The organism is Stenotrophomonas sp. YJH_SMC_29 (assembly GCF_059371235.1).
On sequence record NZ_JCAFUK010000009.1, the window covers coordinates 90,657 to 110,195 of the forward strand.

Annotated in this window: 18 protein-coding genes and 1 riboswitch; of the genes, 11 read left to right on the forward strand and 7 right to left on the reverse strand. The window is 67.4% G+C overall.

What is annotated here, in order from left to right; translation table 11 throughout:
* Positions 1–7 precede the first annotated feature (7 nt).
* Positions 8–1,171 carry an isovaleryl-CoA dehydrogenase gene (locus tag AC5P9I_RS11700; protein WP_053461863.1) on the reverse strand — a complete coding sequence of 388 codons (1,164 nt, stop codon included), beginning with the start codon at positions 1,169–1,171 and terminating at the stop codon, positions 8–10.
* A gap of 159 nt (positions 1,172–1,330) precedes the next feature.
* Between AC5P9I_RS11700 and AC5P9I_RS11705 the strand changes: the two genes are divergently transcribed.
* From AC5P9I_RS11705 to AC5P9I_RS11715, 3 genes are all read left to right on the forward strand, one after another.
* Positions 1,331–1,948 (forward strand): TetR/AcrR family transcriptional regulator, encoded by a 618-nt coding sequence (locus AC5P9I_RS11705; protein ID WP_049467968.1) that lies wholly within the window; start codon positions 1,331–1,333, stop codon positions 1,946–1,948.
* Between the two features lie 196 nt (positions 1,949–2,144).
* The gene (locus AC5P9I_RS11710) at positions 2,145–2,663 is read left to right on the forward strand and encodes a c-type cytochrome (protein ID WP_049467966.1); all 519 of its coding nucleotides are present in this window, start codon (positions 2,145–2,147) and stop codon (positions 2,661–2,663) included.
* A gap of 382 nt (positions 2,664–3,045) precedes the next feature.
* Entirely contained in the window at positions 3,046–4,491 is a 1,446-nt protein-coding gene (locus tag AC5P9I_RS11715) for an ExeM/NucH family extracellular endonuclease (RefSeq protein WP_130768370.1), read from the forward strand.
* 301 nt (positions 4,492–4,792) lie between these two features.
* On the opposite strand, the gene AC5P9I_RS11720 is transcribed toward AC5P9I_RS11715, so the two are convergent.
* A complete protein-coding gene (locus AC5P9I_RS11720) occupies positions 4,793–5,650 on the reverse strand; it encodes an EamA family transporter (protein ID WP_130768371.1) in 858 nt (285 codons plus the stop codon).
* A 43-nt stretch (positions 5,651–5,693) separates the two neighbouring features.
* On the opposite strand from AC5P9I_RS11720, the gene AC5P9I_RS11725 reads away from it, so the two are divergent.
* The 4 genes from AC5P9I_RS11725 (at position 5,694) to AC5P9I_RS11740 (ending at position 11,648) form a co-directional block, all read left to right on the forward strand.
* On the forward strand, positions 5,694–6,365 hold the full coding sequence (locus tag AC5P9I_RS11725; RefSeq protein ID WP_130768372.1) for an alpha/beta hydrolase: 672 nt from the start codon (positions 5,694–5,696) through the stop codon (positions 6,363–6,365).
* A complete protein-coding gene (zapE, locus tag AC5P9I_RS11730) occupies positions 6,362–7,462 on the forward strand; it encodes a cell division protein ZapE (protein WP_053504951.1) in 1,101 nt (366 codons plus the stop codon). The genes AC5P9I_RS11725 and zapE overlap by 4 nt, the downstream gene beginning before the upstream one ends.
* A 645-nt stretch (positions 7,463–8,107) precedes the next feature.
* The gene (locus AC5P9I_RS11735; RefSeq protein WP_049465446.1) at positions 8,108–10,510 is read left to right on the forward strand and encodes a ribonucleoside-diphosphate reductase subunit alpha; all 2,403 of its coding nucleotides are present in this window, start codon (positions 8,108–8,110) and stop codon (positions 10,508–10,510) included.
* A gap of 118 nt (positions 10,511–10,628) precedes the next feature.
* On the forward strand, positions 10,629–11,648 hold the full coding sequence (locus tag AC5P9I_RS11740) for a ribonucleotide-diphosphate reductase subunit beta (RefSeq protein ID WP_014035600.1): 1,020 nt from the start codon (positions 10,629–10,631) through the stop codon (positions 11,646–11,648).
* Positions 11,649–11,780: 132 nt separating this feature from the next.
* Here the strand turns inward: AC5P9I_RS11740 and AC5P9I_RS11745 are convergent, their stop codons facing one another.
* Entirely contained in the window at positions 11,781–12,416 is a 636-nt protein-coding gene (locus AC5P9I_RS11745; protein WP_049465444.1) for a LysE family translocator, read from the reverse strand.
* Between the two features lie 90 nt (positions 12,417–12,506).
* Here AC5P9I_RS11745 and AC5P9I_RS11750 point away from each other — a divergent pair, with 90 nt between their 5' ends.
* The 3 genes from AC5P9I_RS11750 to AC5P9I_RS11760 all read left to right on the forward strand — a co-directional run bounded on the left by AC5P9I_RS11750 (position 12,507) and on the right by AC5P9I_RS11760 (position 15,002).
* Positions 12,507–12,908, forward strand: a complete 402-nt coding sequence (locus AC5P9I_RS11750; protein ID WP_004153688.1) for an acyl-CoA thioesterase — start codon at positions 12,507–12,509, stop codon at positions 12,906–12,908.
* Between the two features lie 56 nt (positions 12,909–12,964).
* Positions 12,965–13,780, forward strand: a complete 816-nt coding sequence (locus tag AC5P9I_RS11755; RefSeq protein WP_049465442.1) for an NAD-dependent protein deacetylase — start codon at positions 12,965–12,967, stop codon at positions 13,778–13,780.
* Between the two features lie 121 nt (positions 13,781–13,901).
* Complete coding sequence (locus tag AC5P9I_RS11760) at positions 13,902–15,002, forward strand: NADH:flavin oxidoreductase/NADH oxidase (RefSeq protein ID WP_080355526.1); 1,101 nt, start codon at positions 13,902–13,904, stop codon at positions 15,000–15,002.
* Between the two features lie 3 nt (positions 15,003–15,005).
* On the opposite strand, the gene AC5P9I_RS11765 is transcribed toward AC5P9I_RS11760, so the two are convergent.
* On the reverse strand, positions 15,006–15,917 hold the full coding sequence (locus tag AC5P9I_RS11765) for a LysR family transcriptional regulator (RefSeq protein WP_049465457.1): 912 nt from the start codon (positions 15,915–15,917) through the stop codon (positions 15,006–15,008).
* Between the two features lie 114 nt (positions 15,918–16,031).
* Here AC5P9I_RS11765 and purU point away from each other — a divergent pair, with 114 nt between their 5' ends.
* Positions 16,032–16,883, forward strand: coding sequence for a formyltetrahydrofolate deformylase (gene purU / locus AC5P9I_RS11770; protein ID WP_026347242.1), 852 nt, complete (start codon positions 16,032–16,034; stop codon positions 16,881–16,883).
* On the opposite strand, the gene AC5P9I_RS11775 is transcribed toward purU, so the two are convergent.
* From AC5P9I_RS11775 to AC5P9I_RS11785, 3 genes are all read right to left on the reverse strand, one after another.
* On the reverse strand, positions 16,880–17,593 hold the full coding sequence (locus AC5P9I_RS11775) for an NYN domain-containing protein (RefSeq protein ID WP_049465440.1): 714 nt from the start codon (positions 17,591–17,593) through the stop codon (positions 16,880–16,882). The genes purU and AC5P9I_RS11775 overlap by 4 nt on opposite strands.
* Before the next feature lie 179 nt (positions 17,594–17,772).
* Positions 17,773–18,399, reverse strand: a complete 627-nt coding sequence (gene pncA / locus AC5P9I_RS11780) for a bifunctional nicotinamidase/pyrazinamidase (protein WP_049465438.1) — start codon at positions 18,397–18,399, stop codon at positions 17,773–17,775.
* A gap of 55 nt (positions 18,400–18,454) precedes the next feature.
* Positions 18,455–19,126: an epoxyqueuosine reductase QueH gene (locus tag AC5P9I_RS11785; protein ID WP_049465436.1), complete on the reverse strand. Its 672-nt coding sequence runs from the start codon at positions 19,124–19,126 to the stop codon at positions 18,455–18,457.
* A 139-nt stretch (positions 19,127–19,265) separates the two neighbouring features.
* Positions 19,266–19,493: riboswitch (cobalamin riboswitch) on the reverse strand.
* Positions 19,494–19,539 lie beyond the last annotated feature (46 nt).

The following is a 19,539-nucleotide window of genomic DNA, read 5'->3' on the forward strand; positions in this document are numbered from 1 at the left end:
GGTGGCCTTACAGGGTGCGCTGGAACAGTTCGCGGCCGATCAGCATGCGGCGGATCTCCGAGGTGCCGGCGCCGATTTCATACAGCTTGGCGTCGCGCCACAAGCGGCCGGTCGGGTATTCATTGATGTAGCCGTTGCCACCGAGGATCTGGATCGCCTGGCCGGTCAGCCAGGTGGCCTTCTCGGCGGCGTACAGGATGGCACCGGCGGCGTCCTGGCGGGTCGTGCGGCCCTGGTCGCAGGCGCGCGCCACGGCATAGACATACGCGCGGCAGGCGCCCAGGCCCACGTACATGTCGGCGATCTTGGCCTGGATCAGCTGGAAGCTGCCGATCGGTTCGCCGAACTGGTGGCGTTCGTGCACGTAGGGCATCACCACGTCCATGGCCGCGGCCATCAGCCCCAGCGGGCCACCGGACAGCACCACGCGCTCGTAGTCCAGGCCGGACATCAGCACGCGCACGCCACCGCCGACCTGGCCCAGCACGTTCTCTTCGGGAATCTCGCAGTCCTGGAACACCAGCTCGCAGGTAGGCGAAGAACGCATGCCGAGCTTGTCCAGCTTCTGCGCGGTGGAGAAGCCCTTCATGCCCTTCTCGACCAGGAACGCGGTGATGCCCTTGGCGCCGGCGTCCATGTCGGTCTTGGCGTAGACCACCAGCACGTCGGCATCCGGGCCGTTGGTGATCCACATCTTGTTGCCGTTGAGCACGTAGCGGTCGCCGCGCTTGTCGGCGCGCAGCTTCATCGACACCACGTCCGAGCCGGCCCCCGGCTCGCTCATCGCCAGCGCACCGACCAGGCTGCCATCGCACAGGCCGGGCAGGAAGCGCTGCTTCTGTTCCTCATTGCCGTTCTTGCGCAGCTGGTTCACGCACAGGTTGGAGTGCGCGCCATAGGACAGGCCGATGCCACCGGAGGCGCGCGAGATTTCTTCCATCGCCACCACATGGGCCAGGTAGCCCATGCCGGTACCGCCGTATGCTTCTTCCACGGTGAGGCCGAGCAGGCCCTGCTCGCCCAGCTTCGGCCACAGGGCCAGCGGGAACTGGTTGCTGGCATCGGCCTCGGCGGCCAGCGGTGCGACCTCGGCGGCGGCAAAATGGGCCACGCTCTGGCGCAGCAGGTCGATGTCTTCGCCAAGATCGAAGTTCAGGGATGGCACGTGCATTGTGGTGGCTCCACGGCGGGATGGCAGGGAATGGACGCACCCGGCGGGGGAGCGGGCGGCGGTCGGCAGGACCGCCACCCGCACGGGCGATGGCCCCAGCGTAGCGGGGTTCGGATAAGAAGTGAATACGAATTCAAAAATTGAAACTAGAATCAGAACATGGCCTATAAACGCTCTGCATTGATGGAAGAACGCCTGGCGGGCGCCCGTGAACGGATCCTGCTGGCCACCCGCGAACTGGTCGCGACCGGCGGCTGGCGCAACGCCCCAGTGACCGCCGTGGCGACCCAGGCGGGGGTGTCCACCGGCCTGATCTACCGCCACTTCCCGTCCAAGGCCGAGCTGTTCGTGGAGGTCCTCAACGCCGCCGTGGCCCACGAGGTCGCGATCATGGAGCGCATCGCCAGTGGCCCGGAGGCGGCCAGCGAGCGCCTGCGGCTGGCGATCACCGCCTTCGTCCGCCGCGCCCTGGCCGGGCCGGGGCTGGCGCACGCTTTCATCGTCGAACCGGTCGATCCGGACGTGGAAGCCGAGCGCATGCGCGGCCGCCGTGCGTTTGGCGACGTGTTCCTGCGGCTGGTCGAAGAAGGCGTGGCGGCCGGCGAACTGCCGGCGCAGGACGCGCATGTGGCCGCCGCCTGCCTGGTCGGTGCCTTCACCGAGGCGATGGTCGGCCCCACCGCACCCAGCCGCGAAGCGCACCGCGACGAGGATGCGCTGGTGGATGCGATCTGCAGCTTCTGCCTGCGCGCGATCGGCGCCCCGGTAATCCGGTAGCGCCGGCCGCTGGCCGGCTTCTGTTGCTGGGGTCAGATCCCTTTTGCGGCGCAAAAGGGATCTGACCCCAGCCCCCGGCATGCTGCGCCGCACCAGCATTGACGCCTGTTGTCGCACGCAAGGCGCGTTCTATACTCGGTCCATCACGCAGTCGCTCAGCCGTGGTCCAACGACTATCAGCCAGGGGTAACGAAGAGTGCGGAATTACGATCTGGAGTTCCTGAAACGCTTCTCCATGGTGATCGCGCTGCTGGCGACCATCACCCTCGGCCTCATCCTCCTTGCCGCCTACCTGCACACCCGGATTCCGCCCGAGGTGTCGCCCACTGCGGCCAAGCGCACCGAACAGCGCATTTCGCCCACCGGCGCGGTCTATGCCGGCAGCACCGGCGCCGCCGCGCAGGCCGCGGCCAAGGCCGCCGCGCTGGCCAAGGCGGCGTCGCAGGTGGCCTACGGCGGCACCAAGGATGGCAAGGTGATCTTCGACAACCTGTGCACCGCCTGCCACACCAACGGTGTGGGCATGGCACCGACGCTGGACCATTCGCATTGGGACAAGCGCATCGCGCAGGGCAAGGACACCCTCTACAAGCACGCCATCGAGGGCTATACCGGCCCCGACGGCGGCATCATGCCGCCCAAGGGCGGCAACCCGGCGCTGACCGAAGAACAGATCCACGCCACCGTGGACTGGATGCTGGCCAACCTGAAGTAACCGCCGGAACGGCCAAACCGCAGAACGGCGGAAACGTCGAAACAGGGAACGGCCGAACCGGATGGCGTAACCGCGGAACGGGGAACGGCCGAACCGGATGGCGTAACCGCGGAACGGGGAACGGCCGAACCGGATGGCGTAACCGCGGAACGGGGGTAGAGTCGACTGTTAGTCGACTGCTCTTCCCAACGCCACCGAAAAAGCCCGCGCTGCGCGCGATAGTCGACTGACAGTCGACTCTACCCGCCGGTCGCCCCATCGCCCCGGTCGTCCTCCTTCCGCCGCCGGCGGCTTTGCCCACCAAGCTCAAAACCCCGCCTGCAGGCGGGGTTTCGCATTTCAGGGTTAGTCTGTGCGCCCTCTTCCCAGGAATCGCCCGTCGATGCGCCGCCGCTCCCTCGCCCTTGCCCTGTCCCTGCTGCTGCCGGCCGGCGCGTTCGCCCAGGCCCAGCCGCAGGCCACGCCGATCGCGACGCCCCCTGCCGCGCGTAGCAGCGCCCCGGTGGTGCTGACCGCCGCGCCGGCCGACTGGCGCGCGCTGGATGGGCAGCGCGTGCGCATCGCTGCGCCGCTCACCCTGGCCGGTACCGACGGCCTGGAGCGCTTCGGCCAGCTCACCGTGGCCTTCGATGGCCGCCTCTGGCAGCCGACCGAAGTGGCCGCGCCGGGCTCTGCCGGCTATGAGCAGGTGATGGCCGACAACCAGCGCCGCCGCCTGGTGCTGGAAGATGGCCGTGCTGCCCGCGACCCCGCCAGCCTGCCTTACCTGCCGGGCAATCCGGTGCTGCGCACCGGCATGCAGCTGCGCAACGTGGAGGGCATCGTGCGCGTGGACGCGCAGGGCCATCCGCGCCTGCAGGTCGACGGCGTGCTGAAGCTGCCGGAACTGAAGCGCCCCGCAGTACCCACGGTGCCGGGCAGCCTGCACGTGGCCGCCTTCAACCTGGAGAACTTCTTCAACGGTGACGGCCAGGGCGGTGGCTTCCCGACCCTGCGTGGTGCGCGCACCCTGGACGAGCACAAGGCGCAGCTCGCCAAGCTGGTCACCACGGTCAACGCGCTGGGCGCCGATGTCGCTGCGCTGATGGAACTGGAGAACGACGGCTACGGCCCGCAGTCGGCCATCGCCGAACTGGTCGATGCGCTCAACCGCGACCGCGGCGCGCAGGGCGACTGGCGCTTCGTCGACGCCGGCAACGGCCCCGGCGACAACCCGATCCGGGTCGGCATCATCTATCGCAGCAACCGCCTGCAACCGCTGGGCAAGCCGGCCACACTGACCGGCGGCCCGTTCGTCGAGCACAGCCGCGTGCCGCTGGCGCAGGCCTTCCAGGGCAAGCACGGTGCGCCGTTCGTGGTGGTCGCCAACCACTTCAAGTCGAAGGGCTGCCGCGATGCGAGCGGTGCCGACGCCGACCACAACGACAATCAGGGCTGCTGGAACGCCACCCGCGTGACCTCGGCGCAGCAGCTGCACGCCTGGCTGCAGACCGACCCGACCGGTACCGGTGCCAGGGACGCAGTGCTGCTTGGCGATTTCAACGCCTACGCGATGGAAGATCCGATCCGCACCCTGCGTGACCTGGGCTGGCAGGACGCGTTCAAGGTGGCCAAGGTCGAGCATCCCTACAGCTACGTCTACAACGGCTACACCGGCCGTCTCGACCACGCCCTGCTGAACCCGGGCATGGCCAAGCGCCTGCGTGGTGCCGCCGAATGGCACAGCAACGCCGACGAGCAGGACGCCAGCGGTTACCAGGGCCGCAACGTGCAGGGCCCGTGGCGCAGCTCCGACCACGACCCGCTGCTGCTGGGCTTCGACAGATAGGGTTCGCCGGGGATCTGCTCTGGGAGGGACCTTGATCGGCACGGATGCTGCCGTTGCTTTTGATCTACCAGTCCGCCTTCAAGCGAGCCGAGCATCGCAGGTGAATCAGGGGCGAAGAGGCGCCGATGTCTGAGCGCAGCGAGTTCGGCGCCGTCCCCTAGTTCACCGAGAAGCGCAGGGTACCGGTGCACAGCACCGGCTCGCGGCTGGCGGCGCGTTTCTTTTGGTTACTTTTCTTTTCGCGCGAAAAGAAAAGTGACATCCCACCGCGGGCGCGGAAATGGCCCGCCGCAACCAACGCTCACCCCCAGGCGATCAACCCGATCGCCAGCACCGCCAGTGCCAGGCCGGCGCGGTTCCACTTCGTGGTGGCCTCGCCGAAGGCGAACACACCTACCAGCGCGCCCAAGACCACCACCCCGATGTTCATGCCGGCGAACACGGTGGCCGGGCTGTCCGGCATCGCCTGGTGCGCGTGGACATAGAAGAGGATGTTGCCGCCATTGAGCAGGCCCAGCAGCGCGCCCGCGCCGAGGTTGCGCCAGGCCAGCCGGCTGCGACCGCTGAAGTGCCGCCACAGCTGCAACGCCAGCATCAGCACGAAGGCCACGCTGAAGCTGGCCAGCACCGCCGCCATCGACGGCGTGCCGGACAGCGCCACCTGCTTGAGCAGCACGTCCACCACCGCAAACCCGGCCCATACCCCCAGCAGCCAGCCCCAGCCGCCGGGCGAGGACGCGACCACCGGCCCGCGTGGGCGCAGGCTGATCGCCACCATCGCCAGCAGGCCCAGGCCGAGCCCGGCCAGCTTCCACGGCGTGGCGGTCTGGCCGAAGAACAGGAACGCGGCGGCCAGTGACAGCAGCAGCGACAAGCGCTGCGCCACGTCACTGCGGACGATGCCGGCCACCGCCACGGCGCGGCCCAGCACCAGGAAGATCGAGGGCAGCACCACCGCCAGCGCCAGCAAGGACAGCCACGGGGCATGTGGCGCGCGCAGCGCATCCAGCGGCGGCCGCAGAACCAAGGCGGTGAGCATTGCCGCCACCAGATAGTTCCAGGTGACCATCTGCGCAACATCCAGTTGGCGGCGTCCGGCCATCTTCAACAGCACCGAAACCAGCACGCTGCAGATCACGGCTAAAGACAGGTAGAGCATGGGACGGGCACAGGCCAGGGGCGGGGGACGGTATCATGGTGCCATGCACAAGCCTTCGTTCCCCGTCGCCCCCGGCGAAACCGCCTGCCTCGAACTGGACGGCCCGGCCGGCCCGCTGGAAGTGGTCGTCGACCTGCCCAAGGCCGACGTGCCGGTGCAGCCGATCGTGGCCATCGTCTGCCATCCGCTGTCCACCGAGGGCGGCACCCTGCACAACAAGGTGGTCACCATGACCGCCACGACCCTGCGCGAGCTGGGCATCGCCACGGTGCGCTTCAACTTCCGCAGCGTCGGCGCTTCGGCCGGTACCTTCGATGGCGGCGTGGGCGAGCAGGACGACCTGAAGGCGGTCGCCGCCTGGGTGCGCAGCCAGCGCCCGCACGACCGCCTGTGGCTGGCCGGTTTCAGCTTCGGTTCGTTCGTGTCGCTGAAGGCCGCCGCCGCGCTGCAGCCGGAAGCGCTGATCTCGATCGCCCCGCCGGCCGGGCGCTGGGATTTCGATGGCATCGTGCCGCCGGCGCGCTGGCTGGTGATCCAGGGCGAGCAGGACGAGATCGTCGATCCGCAGGCCGTCTACCAGTGGCTGGACACGCTGGAGTTCCCGCATGAGCTGGTGCGCATGCCCGAGACCAGCCACTTCTTCCACCGCAAGCTGATCGACCTGCGTGGCGCGCTGACCCACGGCGTGAAGCATTGGCTGGGCGCGGCGGCATGAGCGCAACCGAGCTGACCCCGTCGCAGCGGTACGCGGAAGGGGTCGCCCGCGGTGACTGGCAGGACGATCCGGCCCAGCATGCGGCGCTGGCCGAGCTGGACCGCATCCACCTGGCCCTGCTGGACAGTGCCGAGGACGGCTGGCTGGACCGCCTGTCCTCGTTCTGGAAAAAGCCCGAGCCGGTCAAGGGCCTGTACTTCTGGGGCGGCGTCGGCCGCGGCAAGACCTTCCTGGTCGACCTGTTCTACGACGGCCTGCCGATCAGGCAGAAGTACCGCACCCACTTCCACCGCTTCATGCGCAGCGTCCACGAGCGCCTGCGCGAGCACCAGGGCCAGAGCGACCCGCTGGCGAAGATCGCCCAGGAATGGCGCAGCAACCTGCGCGTGCTGGTGCTGGACGAGTTCTTCGTCACCGACATCGGTGACGCGATGCTGCTGGCGCGGCTGCTGGAGCGCCTGTTCGCCGAGGGCGTGACCCTGGTCACCACCTCCAACACCGCGGTGGAGAACCTCTACCTCAACGGCCTGCAGCGCGAGAGCTTCCTGCCGGCCATCGGCCTGCTGCAGCGCTTCTGCGTCGAGCTGTATGCCGAAGGCACCGAGGACTACCGGATGCGCGCGCTGACCCGCTCGCCGGTGTACCGCGCACCGCTGGCGGCCGACAGCGACGACTGGTTGGCCACGCGCTGGAGCGAACTGAGCGGCGGCCAGCCGGCCAAGCCCGGCAACATCGAGATCGAGGGCCGCAAGATCCCGGTCCGGGGCCGCGGCAAGAGCATCGCCTGGTTCGATTTCGCCGCGCTGTGCGAGGGCCCGCGTGGGCCGTCGGACTACATCGAGATCGCGCATGAGTTCAACACGGTGCTGCTGGGCGGCATTCCCGCCTTCGACCGCTTGAATGAGGATGCCGCGCGCCGCTTCGTCAACCTGATCGACGAGCTGTACGACCGCCATGTCAACCTGGTCTGCACCGCCAGCACCTCGCCGATCGAGCTGTACACCGGCCAGCGCCTGCAGGGCGCCTTCGAGCGCACCGCCTCGCGCCTGATCGAGATGCAGAGCGCCGAGTACCTGGGCACCCCGCACCGGGCGTGAGCGACTCTGCGGGCGTGCATTGCCGGCCAGCGGCCGGCACGCCCCCCCCTGGGATTCCGGTAGTGCCGGCCGCTGGCCGGCATCGGCCGCGCCGTGACCGGGGGGAGGGCGCAACGGCGTTTCCCTGCGGCCGCTCTTCCGGCCCGGCCGCCACATACGGCCTCGCGTCGCTGCCCGGCGGGTGATCCCGGCATCCACCGGATTCCCACCGGCTGCCCACGATCTATCCACAGGGTTGTCCCTAGCCAGTTTCATCACTGTCATGTGAAGCTGTCATTGTTCCGTTTTTGCGGTGCGTTGTGCCACCGCAATGACGCCTTTCGGGCTTGACTGCGCAGCCCGTTCCGGCAGGTCTGAAGCGTCCGATCCAGGCGCCGATGGCACGATCCTTGCGGCGCAAGGGATTGCCGAATTTCACTACATTTGGCGTTGACGGACCCCATTACCCCCACTATCTTGTGGCCGTCGGTCGCAGCAACCCCAATTCCAGGGGGTGGCCCCAGTACCCCTCCGCGATCGTCAACGGCAGTGGCCGGCGCAGGTCTCATTCCCTGCGACGCCGTCCTGTCACCCTGGGCTGTCATGTCCCGGGCCGCGTCACCCGATGCATCGAGCACCCCCAATCACGCCAAGAGGACACACGCCGTGAGCACCGAATCCAGCGCCACCATCGAGAAGGAAAGCGAATTCCTGTTGACGTCGCCGCCGACGGCCAACGCGATGAGTGTGACCAAGCGCAATGGGACCACCGAACTGGTGGACCTGAACAAGATCGTGCGTGCGGTGCAGCGTTCCTCTGAAGGCCTGCACGCCGTCGATCCGATGCGCGTGGCCACCCGCACCATTTCCGGCCTGTACAACGGCGCCACCACCCGCGAGCTGGACGAGCTGTCCATCCGCACCGCCGCCCTGCTGATCGGTGAAGAGCCCGAGTACGGCCGCCTTGCCGCGCGGCTGCTGGCCAACTACATCGCCAAGGAAGTCTCGGGCCAGGAAATCTACGCCTTCTCGCAGTCGGTCAGCCGTGGCCATGAAGTCGGCCTGATCAACGACCGCCTGCTGAACTTCGTGCAGACCAATGCACGCAAGCTCAACGACGCCATCGACGGCGCGCTGGACCTGAACTTCGATTACTTCGGCCTGCGTACCCTGTACGACCGTTACCTGCTGCGCCACCCGCACACCCGCAAGGTGATCGAGACCCCGCAGCAGTTCTTCCTGCGCATCGCCAGTGCGCTGAGCGAGGACGTGTCCGAGACCCTGGCGCTGTACAAGCGCATGGGCAACCTGGACTACCTGCCGTCCAGCCCGACCCTGTTCAACTCCGGCACCACCCACGAGCAGCTGTCCTCGTGCTTCCTGCTGGACTCGCCGCAGGACTCGCTGGAGTCGATCTATGCCAAGTACGGCGACATCGCCCAGCTGTCGAAGTTCTCCGGCGGCATCGGCGTCAGCTACACCCGCGTGCGTTCGCGTGGCTCGCTGATCAAGTCGACCAACGGCCACTCCAACGGCATCGTGCCGTGGCTGAAGACCATGGATTCGTCGGTGGCCGCGGTGAACCAGGGCGGCAAGCGCAAGGGCGCGGCCTGCGTGTACCTGGAAACCTGGCACGCCGACATCGAGGACTTCCTCGAACTGCGTGACAACACCGGTGACGAAGCCCGCCGTGCGCACAACCTGAACCTGGCCAACTGGGTGCCGGACCTGTTCATGAAGCGCGTCGAGGCCGACCAGGAATGGTCGCTGTTCGATCCGCGCGTCGTGCCGGAGTTCACCGACCTGTTCGGCGAAGCCTTCGAGCAGGCCTACCTGCAGGCCGAAGCGCAGGGCAAGGCCAACCGCACCATCTCCGCGCGCAAGCTGTATGCCCGCATGATGCGTACCCTGGCCGAGACCGGCAACGGCTGGATGACCTTCAAGGACAAGTGCAACCGCGCCAGCAACCAGACCCTGCGTCCGGGCAACGTGATCCACCTGTCCAACCTGTGCACGGAAATCCTGGAGGTCACCTCCAACGATGAAACCGCAGTGTGCAACCTGGGTTCGATCAACCTGGGCAACCACTTCGACGAGCACAACGAGTTCGACTTCGAGAAGCTGGCCGAGACCGTGCGCCTGGCCGTGCGCCAGCTCGACCGTGTCATCGACCTGAACTTCTACCCGATCGAGACCGCCCGCCGCGCCAACCTGCGCTGGCGTCCGGTCGGCCTGGGCTGCATGGGCCTGCAGGACGTGTTCTTCCGCAAGCGCCTGCCGTTCGACAGCGCCGAGGCCCGCGCCCTGTCGAAGAAGATTGCCGAAGCGATCTACTTCCACGCGCTGGAAACCTCCTGCGAGCTGGCCCAGGAACGCGGCAAGCACCCGTCGTTCAACGACACCCGCGCCGCCAGTGGCGAACTGCAGTTCGACGCCTGGAACGTGGTGCCGGAAGGCACCGCGCGCTGGGATGCCCTGCGTGAGCGCATCAAGGAACACGGCCTGCGCAACTCGCTGATGATCGCGATCGCGCCGACCGCGACCATCGCCTCGATCGCCGGCTGCTACGAGTGCGTCGAGCCGCAGGTGTCCAACCTGTTCAAGCGCGAGACCCTGTCCGGTGACTTCCTGCAGGTCAACCGTTACCTGGTCAACGAGCTGAAGAAGCTGGGCCTGTGGACGCCGGAAATGCGCGATGCCATCAAGCTGGCCGAGGGCTCCATCGCCGGTCTGCCGCAGATCCCGGAAGCGCTGCGCGAGGTCTATCGCACCGCGTGGGAACTGCCGATGCGTTCGCTGATCGATATGGCCGCCGAGCGTGGCGCCTTCATCGACCAGTCGGCCTCGCTCAACCTGTTCATGGAAAGCCCGAACATCGGCGCGATGTCCTCCATGTACATGTACGCCTGGAAGCAGGGCATCAAGACCACCTACTACCTGCGTTCGCGCCCGGCCACCAAGATCGCCAAGACCACGGTGAGCGCGGCGGCCCCGGCCAAGGTGTTCAGCCCGGACGAAGCCATCGCCTGCTCGCTGGAAAACCCGGAAGCCTGCGAGGCCTGCCAGTAACAGCGGCACCGCCGCGCGGTAGTGCCGGCCGCTGGCCGGCAACCCCGGCCAACGATCATCACCCACGGTAGCACCGGGCCATGCCCGGTGGCTCACCCAGGAATTCAAGGAAACACCCATGGCCGACAAGCCCAAGCAGATGCTGCTCGATCCCGGTTTTGAACTGACCCTGCGCCCGATGCGCTATCCGCAGTTCTATGACATGTACCGGAACGCGATCAAGAACACCTGGACGGTGGAAGAGATCAACTTCCAGATCGACATCACCGACCTGCACAGCAAGATGTCGCCGGGTGAGCGCCACCTGATCCACCGCCTGGTCGCGTTCTTCGCCACCGGCGATTCGATCGTGTCCAACAACCTGGTGCTGAACCTGTACCAGCACTTGAATGCGCCCGAAGCGCGCATGTACCTGTCGCGCCAGCTGTATGAAGAAGCACTGCACGTGCAGTTCTACCTGACCCTGCTCGACAACTACCTGCCGGATCCGGAAGAGCGCGCCAAGGCGTTCTCGGCGGTGGAGAACATCGACTCGATCAAGAAGAAGGCTGATTTCTGCTTCAAGTGGATCGACTCGATCCAGGACCTGACCCGCATCGAGACCCGCGCGCAGCGTCGCCAGTTCCTGCTCAACCAGATCTGCTTCGCCGCCTGCATCGAAGGCCTGTTCTTCTTCGCTGCTTTTGCCTACGTGTACTACTTCCGTTCGCGCGGCCTGCTGCCGGGCCTGGCTTCGGGCACCAACTGGGTGTTCCGCGACGAGAGCGCGCACATGGAGTTCGCGTTCGAGTCGGTGCGCGTGGTGCGTGAGGAAGAGCCGGACCTGTTCGATGACGAGATGAAGCAGCAGGTCTACGACATGCTGGCCGAAGCCATCGAGTGCGAAGTGCAGTTCGCCGAGGACGTGCTGTCCGGCGGCGTGGCCGGCATCTCGACCCGCGACATGCGCCAGTACCTGCAGCACTGCGCCGACCAGCACTTCGCCAAGCTGGGCATGGAAAAGAAGTACAACGTGCGCAACCCGCTGCCGTTCATGGAACTGCAGGACGTGCAGGAACTGACCAACTTCTTCGAACGCCGCGTCTCGGCCTACCAGGTCGGCGTGCAGGGCGAAGTCGCCTTCGACATGAACTTCTGATCGGACCGGTCAGGCCTGTCGCAACGAGAAACCCCGGCCAATGCCGGGGTTTTTCGTTTCTGTGGCGTCGAGCCATGCTCGATTGGTCTTCGCTGACAGCAGTCGAGCATGGCTCGACGCTACAAGGCGCGGCTAGCGCCGCCCTTCCACCGCCATGCGTACCGCCAGCCCGGCCAGCACCGTGCCCATCAGCCAGCGCTGCACCCTCTGCCAGGTGGGGCGCGCGGCCAGGAAACCGGCGATGCTGCCAGCGGTCAGCGCGATGATGCCGTTCACGGTCACACTCACCGCGATCTGGGTGGAGCCCAGCACGATCGACTGCAGCAGCACGCTGCCCTCGCTGTCCGGATGCAGGAACTGCGGCAGCAGCGACAGGTACATCACCGCCACTTTCGGGTTCAGCAGATTGGTCAGGAAGCCCATCGTGAACAGTCTGCGCGGGCTGTCCTGCGGCAGCTCGCGCACCGCGAACGGCGAACGGCCGCCGGGCCTGAGCGCCTGCCACGCCAGGTACAGCAGGTACAGCGCGCCACCGATGCGCAGCGCGTCGTAGGCAAACGGCACGGTCATCAGCAGCGCAGTGATGCCCAGTGCCGCGCACAGCATGTAGAACACGAAGCCCAGCGCCACCCCGCCCAACGAGATCAGGCCAGCCATCGGCCCCTGGCAGATCGAGCGCGAGATGACGTAGATCATGTTCGGCCCGGGCGTCAGCACCATGGCCAGGGAAACCAGCGCGAAGGCCAGCAGGTCGGAAGTGGCGGGCATGGGCGGTCCTGGCGGTGGGCGTGGCGCAGTGTAGCGCTGCCTGCACGGGGCCTGGCTTAAAATTGCCGCACCCCACACCGAAGCACCCCCATGACCCCGATCCCCGAGACCGTGCCGCCCACCGAAGTGCGCATGGCTGAAATCGTCTTCCCCAACCACACCAACCATCTCGGCACCCTGTTCGGTGGCCAGGCATTGGCATGGATGGACAAGGCCGCGTTCCTGGCCGCCGCCCGCTATTCGCGCCGTACCGTGGTGACCGCGCGCAGCGACCAGGTCGACTTCAAGCTGCCGATCCGCATCGGCCAGATGGTGGAAACCATCGGCCGCATCGTCGAGGTCGGCCGCAGCTCGATGAAGGTGGAGGTGGAACTGGTCGCCGAAGACCTGCACAGCGGCGAGCGCAAGCTGTGCACCCGCGGCCACTTCGTGATGATCGCACTGGACGAGGAAGGCCACCCGATCGCGGTACCGCCGCTGCCGGCCGCCTGAGCACGCCGGCTGAACCGGCGCTTGCAGGGGCGCCGCGGCGCCCCCATCTGGCAGCCATGACCTCGCCGCTGACCGACTTCATCGACCGCGCCCAGCGCCTGTTCGTGCTGACCGGCGCCGGTTGCAGCACCGCCTCGGGCATCCCCGATTACCGCGACACCGACGGCCAGTGGAAGCACACCCCGCCGGTGACCTACCAGGCCTTCATGGGCGAGGTGGCCACCCGCCAGCGCTACTGGGCGCGCAGCCTGCTGGGCTGGCCGCGCTTCGGCCTGGCCCGGCCCAACGGCACCCACCACGCCCTGGCCGCGCTGGAGCGCCGCGGCAAACTGCAGCTGCTGCTCACGCAGAACGTGGATGGCCTGCACCAGCGTGCCGGCAGCCGCACGGTGATCGACCTGCATGGCCGCCTGGATCAGGTGCGCTGCATGGGCTGCGAGCGGCGCAGCGATCGCGGGGCGTTCCAGCAGCGCCTGCTGGACGCCAACCCCGGTTGGGACACACTGGAGGCCAGCATCGCCCCGGACGGCGATGCCGACCTGGAGGCTGATTTCTCCGGCTTCGTTGTACCCGATTGCGCGTACTGCTGCGGCCTGCTGAAGCCGGATGTGGTGTTCTTCGGCGAGAACGTGCCACGCGACCGCGTGACGGCAGTGCACGATCACCTGCAGCAGGCCGACGCCGTGCTGGTGGTGGGCTCGTCGCTGATGGTCTATTCCGGGTTCCGCTTCGTGCAGGCGGCCGCCAGGGCCGGACTGCCGGTGGCCGCCGTGAATCGTGGCCGCACCCGTGCCGACGACCTGCTGCAGTTCAAGGACGAGCGGGACTGCGCCGAGGCGCTGGCGTCGGTTATCGAGCCACCGGCTGGGTAGAGTCGACTGTCAGTCGACTCTACCGGCAACCCGTCCCCGCGAAACAGCGATCCATCCAGATGGTTGATCCAGGAGCCGCGCAGCGGTGCAATACGCATCCCCTACGTCGTGCATTCCTGTCTTGAGCCAGCTGTTCTCGCCGATCTCGTTCGGCCCCCTGACCCTGTCCAACCGCATCGTCATCGCGCCGATGTGCCAGTACTCCGCCGAAGACGGCCGCGCCACTGACTGGCACGCCATGCACCTGGGCAACCTGGCGCAGTCCGGCGCCGGCCTGCTGATCCTGGAAGCCACCGCGGTCGAACCGCGCGGCCGCATCAGCTGGGCCGACCTGGGGCTGTGGGACGACGGCACCGAGGCCGCGTTGGCACAGGTACTGGCCAGCATCCGCCGCTGGTCGCCGATGCCGCTGGGCATCCAGCTGGGCCATGCCGGCCGCAAGGCATCCACCGCCCGCCCCTGGGACGGCGGTGGCCAGCTGGCGGCCGATGATGCGCGTGGCTGGGCCACCGTGGCGCCGTCGCCGCTGCCGTTCCACGCCGCCGATGCGGCGCCGCAGGCACTGGACGAGGCGGGCATTGCCGAAGTGATCGCCGCGTTCGCCGCCAGTGCGGTGCGTGCCGAGCGCCTGGGCTTCGAGCTGATCGAGCTGCATGCCGCGCACGGTTACCTGCTGCACCAGTTCCTGTCGCCGTTGAGCAACCACCGTACCGACGGTTATGGCGGCTCGCTGCCGAACCGCCTGCGCCTGCTGGTGGAAGTGTTCGACGCGGTACGCGCGGCGGTGTCGGACAAGGTCGCGGTGGGCGTGCGCATTTCCGCCAGCGACTGGGTCGAGGGTGGCTGGGACCTGGTGCAGAGCGAAGCACTGGCCCAGGTGCTGGACGCGCGCGGCTGCAACGTCCTGCATGTCTCCAGCGGCGGCCTGGACGAGCGCCAGAAGATCACCGTCGGCCCCGGTTACCAGGTGCCGTTCGCGGCGGCGATCAAGGCCAAGGTGCGCATGCCGGTCATCGCGGTGGGCATGATCACCGAGCCCGAGCAGGCTGAATCGATCCTGCGCCATCGCCACGCCGATGCCGTGGCGCTGGCGCGCGGCATTCTCTACGACCCGCGCTGGCCGTGGCATGCCGCCGCTGCCCTGCGTGACAGCGTGGACGCGGCGCCGCAGTACATGCGCTGCGAGCCGCGCGAGGCACGCGGCGTGTTCAAGGCGCGCTGAGGCTCACACCCGCCAGGCCGGCGCCATGCCGGCCCGCAGGTGTTCGAACAGCGCGCGGATCTTGGCGGTGAAGTCGCGGCGGTCGCTGACGCAGAAATAGACGTCCATCGGTTCCGGCCGCCACGCGCTGTCGGCGCCGAACACTGCCTGCAGGCGGCCATCGCGCAGGCATGGCTCGGCCACGAACGCGGCCAGCCGGGTGATGCCGGCACCGGCCACCGCCAGCGACGCCAGCGCATCGATGTCATCGCAGACCATGCTGGGCGGCAGCGCAGCGTCCACACGCTGGCCGTCCTTCAGCAGGCCCCAGCGCAATGGCCGGCCATCGGTGGGAAAGCGGTGCAGCAGCCCGCGATGGCGACCCAGTTCAGCGGGTTCCTGCGGCGTGCCATGGGCCTTAAGGTAGGCGGGCGAGGCGCAGAACACGAACGGAACACGCGCCAGCTGCCGCGCGACCACCCCGTCCTCCAGCTGCGCCCCGATGCGGATGCTGGCATCCACCGCTTCCGGGCCATGCTGCACGGCGCGGTCGGTCAGGCGCAGCTCCAGCTGCAGTTGCGGGTAGCGCTGCTGCAGCGAAGGCAGCAACGGCGCCAGCACATGGCGGCCGAACGCACTGCTGCAGGCGATGCGCAGCGGCCCAGCCGGTTCGATGTCGCCGGAGGTGACCATCGCCTGCGCGCGCGCCAGGTCGGCCTCGATGTGGCGCACCTGCGCCAGGTACAGCGCCCCGGCTTCGCTGAGCGCCAGCTGGCGCGTGCTGCGGTTCAGCAGCCGTACGCCCAGATGCGCCTCCAGCCGGTTGATGTTCTGCCCGACTGCGGTGGCACTGATGCCAAGGATGCGGGCCGCGGCGGCAATGCTGCCGGTCTCTGCGGTGCGGGTGAAGCTGCGGATCAGTTGCAACAGGTTCATGACCAGCCAGCTTGCCACGATGGAGGCCAAGTATCGCTTGGGACTGAACCCATCGGTTCGGCTGCATCGGCGATCATCCCGCCGCTGGGCAGGATGCTGCCCTACACTGTGCCGATGCGCCCCGATTCCATCCTCACCCTGTCCTGCCCCGACCGTACCGGCATCGTCTATCGCGTGTCCGGCCTGCTGTTCGACCACGGCTGCAACATCCTCGACGCCCAGCAGTTCGGCGACGAGGAAAGCGGCCGCTTCTTCCTGCGCGTGCATTTCGACCGTGACGCCGGCCTGCCGCTGGAGACCGTGCACGCCGCGATGGCCACGCTCGCCCAGGACTTCGGCATGGACTGGCAGCTGCACGATGGCCGCCGCCGCGCACGCCTGCTGGTGCTGGTCAGCAAACAGGGGCATTGCCTCAACGACCTGCTGTTCCGCGCCCACAGCGGCCAGCTGAAGGTCGACATCGCGGCGGTGGCGTCCAACCACGCCGACTTCGCGCCATTGGCCGCCTCCTACCAGGTGCCGTTCCACCACCTGCCGGTGACCGCCGATACGCGCGCGGTGCAGGAGCAGCAGATCATCGATCTGGTCGAGCGCGAGCGCATCGACCTGGTGGTGCTGGCGCGCTACATGCAGATCCTGTCACCCACGCTGTGCCGCGCGCTGGCCGGCCGTGCGATCAACATCCACCACAGCTTCCTGCCCAGCTTCAAGGGCGCGCAGCCCTACCACCAGGCACACGCGCGCGGGGTCAAGATCATCGGTGCCACCGCGCACTACGTGACCGAGGATCTGGACGAAGGCCCGATCATCGAACAGGACGTGGCCCGGGTGGACCACGCGATGGCACCGCGTGAACTGGTGCGGCTGGGCAGCGATACCGAATCGCTGGTGCTGGCGCGTGCCGTGCGCCGCCATGTGGAGCACCGCATCCTGCTCAACGGGCACCGCACGGTGGTGTTCCGCTAGGGTCGGGTTGCACCCACCATCGCGTGTTCGATCACTGCCTTCCCTTCCTTCCTGTTTGCAGGCCTGGGGCAGGTGGAGCGAACACCGTCGATATGCTCCAGAAGTCCTTGGGGTATCGGAGACCACATGGGGTCCAGGACAAAGTCCACGCCTTCGCGTCGCGCGAGCTTGGCAGCGGGGATGAAGTCGGCATCACCAGCGACCAGAACAATCTGACGGACTTGTCGTTTGAGGGAAAGCGAGGAGATGTCCAGGCCGATGCGCATATCCACGCCCTTCTGTCTGACCTCCGGGTGCAGATCCTCGGGCAGGAGCGTGGAGAATGAGCGCTTGCCTTTCAGAAGTGCATCGAGCGTTCGGGAATCGGTTGTCCACGAACTGGAATCCGCGAGGTGACCAAGGCGCAGTGCCACTTTGCGTTTCTGTTTCAGGGTTTCGTGCAGATCGATTCTGAAGAGCGCCTCGGGTGAGCGCGCATAGTTGATGCAGGTGCCCGAGATCGGGTTGTGCATTCGCTTCTGCAGGGGCGGACAGTCGTAGAAGAAGATCCGATAGAGTTCCCGTCGCTGACAACCTGAGGAGGTCAGGTGCGCGAGTGCCCACCGATGGGCTACTTCCGCGGCACGTTCGGCGTTGTTGGCGTTGTGAGGTTCGATACGGCGGAACCGCTTAACGAAGTAACCACCATCGATGAGAATCGCCGTTGGCATGCCATTGCCTTCCTGCATTCATCCAATGAAAAAGCCCCCGGTTCGGCCGTCCCGCGATCTGTAGGGGGGCGTAATTGGAGGGCTGGATGGCTCATTGTGTTGCCCTTGGCCGGGCCCCTGCAAGCGGCAGAGGCGACATCCGCAGGTAGCCGGCCAGCGGCCGGCACGACCGTTGTGGGTCAGGCGATCGCGATTCCCGCCTTGCCCAGCGCCTCGCGCACCATCGCGTCATTGGCTTCGGTCACCGGCCGGGTCAGGTCCCACAGGAACTTCACCCGGAAGCCGGACTTCACTGCGTCCTGCGCGCTCCACAGCACGCAGTAATCGCGGGCCAGGCCGCACACGTGCACTTCGCGGATGCGCCGCTCATGCAGCCAGCCGGCCAGGCCGGTGGCCGGGCGCTCGCCCTCGGGGCCGTGGTTCTCGCGGAAAGCGCTGTACGAATCCACCTGTTGGCGCGTGCCCTTGCGCAGGATCAGGTCGGCCGTGGTCCAGTCCACGCCCGGGTGCAGGGCGGCACCGGCGCTGCCCTGCACGCAGTGGTCGGGCCACAGGGTCTGCGGCTGCGCGTGCAGCAGGATGCTCTCGAACGGACGCTGGCCCGGGTGCTGGCTGGCGAACGAGGCATGGTCGGCCGGGTGCCAGTCCTGGGTCGCCACCACCGTGCGGTAGCGGCGTTGCGCCAACAGTCCGGCAATGGGGGCCACCAGCGCATCGCCCTGGTCGCAGGCCAGGGCGCCCCCGGGCATGAAGTCCGGCTGCAGGTCGATCACCAGCAGGGCGACATCGGCGGGCAGGGCGGTCATGGCAGTTCCGGTACAACAGAAGGGGCGACCAGCGTGGCCGCCCCATGCGCACACGTCAATCGCCCTGCGGCGTCCCAGCGTCCTGTCCGTAGTACAGCAGGCCGATCCTGATGCGCTCGCGGCCGTTCTCGCGGCGGTGGCGGTTGGCATCGCGCAGCGAGTACACGCAGCCGCAGTACTCCTGCTGGTAGAACTGCTCGCGCTTGCTGATCTCGACCATGCGGCTGGCACCGCCGCCCTTGCGCCAGTTGTAGTCCCAGTACTGCAGGCCTTCATAGCGCGAGGCGGCACGGATGCCGCAGTCGTTGATCTGCGCCATGTTCTTCCAGCGCGAGATGCCCAGCGACGAACTGATGGTGTCGTAGCCGTTTTCGTGCGCGTACAGCGCGGTGCGTTCGAAACGCATGTCGAAGCACATCGTGCAGCGGATGCCGCGCTCGGGTTCGTTCTCCATGCCGCGTGCGCGGCTGAACCAGTTGTCGGTGTCGTAGTCGCAATCGATGAACGGAATGCCGTGCTGCTCGGCGAAGCGGATGTTCTCCTGCTTGCGCAGCTCGTACTCCTTCACCGGGTGGATGTTCGGGTTGTAGAAGAAGATCGCGTAGTCGATCCCGGAGGCGGTGATCGCTTCCATCACTTCGCCGGAACAGGGCGCGCAGCATGAATGCAGCAGCAGGCGCTTGCCGTCGGCGGGCAGGGTCAGGGTGGGGCGTTGGAACTCGGTCATCGTCGGGTGCGTCAGGGCGTGGAAGCGGGCTGGCCGGATACCGTGAACAGGACGCGCGCGGCCACACCGCCTGCGCGCGCAGGACGGCGACGGCCCCGGCACCCTCCCCGCGGAGAGTCCAGGTCGAATCAGGGGACGGTCGTGTCCCCCGGCCGGGGCCGGTATTCGGGCTGATGGACACGGGCCGCAGCCCACCTACTCCCTGCCGCTTCCCAGGCGTGAGCCCAGTGCTGTTGGCAGGATTCGTTTCCATTCACCGCTGCGGGGCAGCTCCGGAATGGGCGCGCCAGGCGCCTTCACCGGATTCCCGTTTAAATCCCTGCCACCATCCAGACACGGCAGGGATACCTTCGGCGTGTGCAAGGTGGACCTGTTGGCCGCAGGGGTCAAGCCTGGGGTCGGATCCCCGTTGA

Excerpts from the sequence above, each read along its gene's own strand:
- AC5P9I_RS11725 (WP_130768372.1), top strand. The coding sequence starts at position 5,694 with ATGCACAAGCCTTCGTTCCCCGTCGCCCCCGGCGAAACCGCCTGCCTC.
- AC5P9I_RS11765 (WP_049465457.1), bottom strand. The coding sequence starts at position 15,917 with ATGAACCTGTTGCAACTGATCCGCAGCTTCACCCGCACCGCAGAGACC.
- AC5P9I_RS11775 (WP_049465440.1), bottom strand. The coding sequence starts at position 17,593 with ATGCCAACGGCGATTCTCATCGATGGTGGTTACTTCGTTAAGCGGTTC.
- AC5P9I_RS11785 (WP_049465436.1), bottom strand. The coding sequence starts at position 19,126 with ATGACCGAGTTCCAACGCCCCACCCTGACCCTGCCCGCCGACGGCAAG.
- zapE (WP_053504951.1), top strand. The coding sequence starts at position 6,362 with ATGAGCGCAACCGAGCTGACCCCGTCGCAGCGGTACGCGGAAGGGGTC.
- AC5P9I_RS11715 (WP_130768370.1), top strand. The coding sequence starts at position 3,046 with ATGCGCCGCCGCTCCCTCGCCCTTGCCCTGTCCCTGCTGCTGCCGGCC.
- AC5P9I_RS11745 (WP_049465444.1), bottom strand. The coding sequence starts at position 12,416 with ATGCCCGCCACTTCCGACCTGCTGGCCTTCGCGCTGGTTTCCCTGGCC.
- purU (WP_026347242.1), top strand. The coding sequence starts at position 16,032 with ATGCGCCCCGATTCCATCCTCACCCTGTCCTGCCCCGACCGTACCGGC.
- AC5P9I_RS11755 (WP_049465442.1), top strand. The coding sequence starts at position 12,965 with ATGACCTCGCCGCTGACCGACTTCATCGACCGCGCCCAGCGCCTGTTC.
- AC5P9I_RS11750 (WP_004153688.1), top strand. The coding sequence starts at position 12,507 with ATGACCCCGATCCCCGAGACCGTGCCGCCCACCGAAGTGCGCATGGCT.
- AC5P9I_RS11740 (WP_014035600.1), top strand. The coding sequence starts at position 10,629 with ATGGCCGACAAGCCCAAGCAGATGCTGCTCGATCCCGGTTTTGAACTG.
- AC5P9I_RS11700 (WP_053461863.1), bottom strand. The coding sequence starts at position 1,171 with ATGCACGTGCCATCCCTGAACTTCGATCTTGGCGAAGACATCGACCTG.
- AC5P9I_RS11705 (WP_049467968.1), top strand. The coding sequence starts at position 1,331 with ATGGCCTATAAACGCTCTGCATTGATGGAAGAACGCCTGGCGGGCGCC.
- pncA (WP_049465438.1), bottom strand. The coding sequence starts at position 18,399 with ATGACCGCCCTGCCCGCCGATGTCGCCCTGCTGGTGATCGACCTGCAG.
- AC5P9I_RS11720 (WP_130768371.1), bottom strand. The coding sequence starts at position 5,650 with ATGCTCTACCTGTCTTTAGCCGTGATCTGCAGCGTGCTGGTTTCGGTG.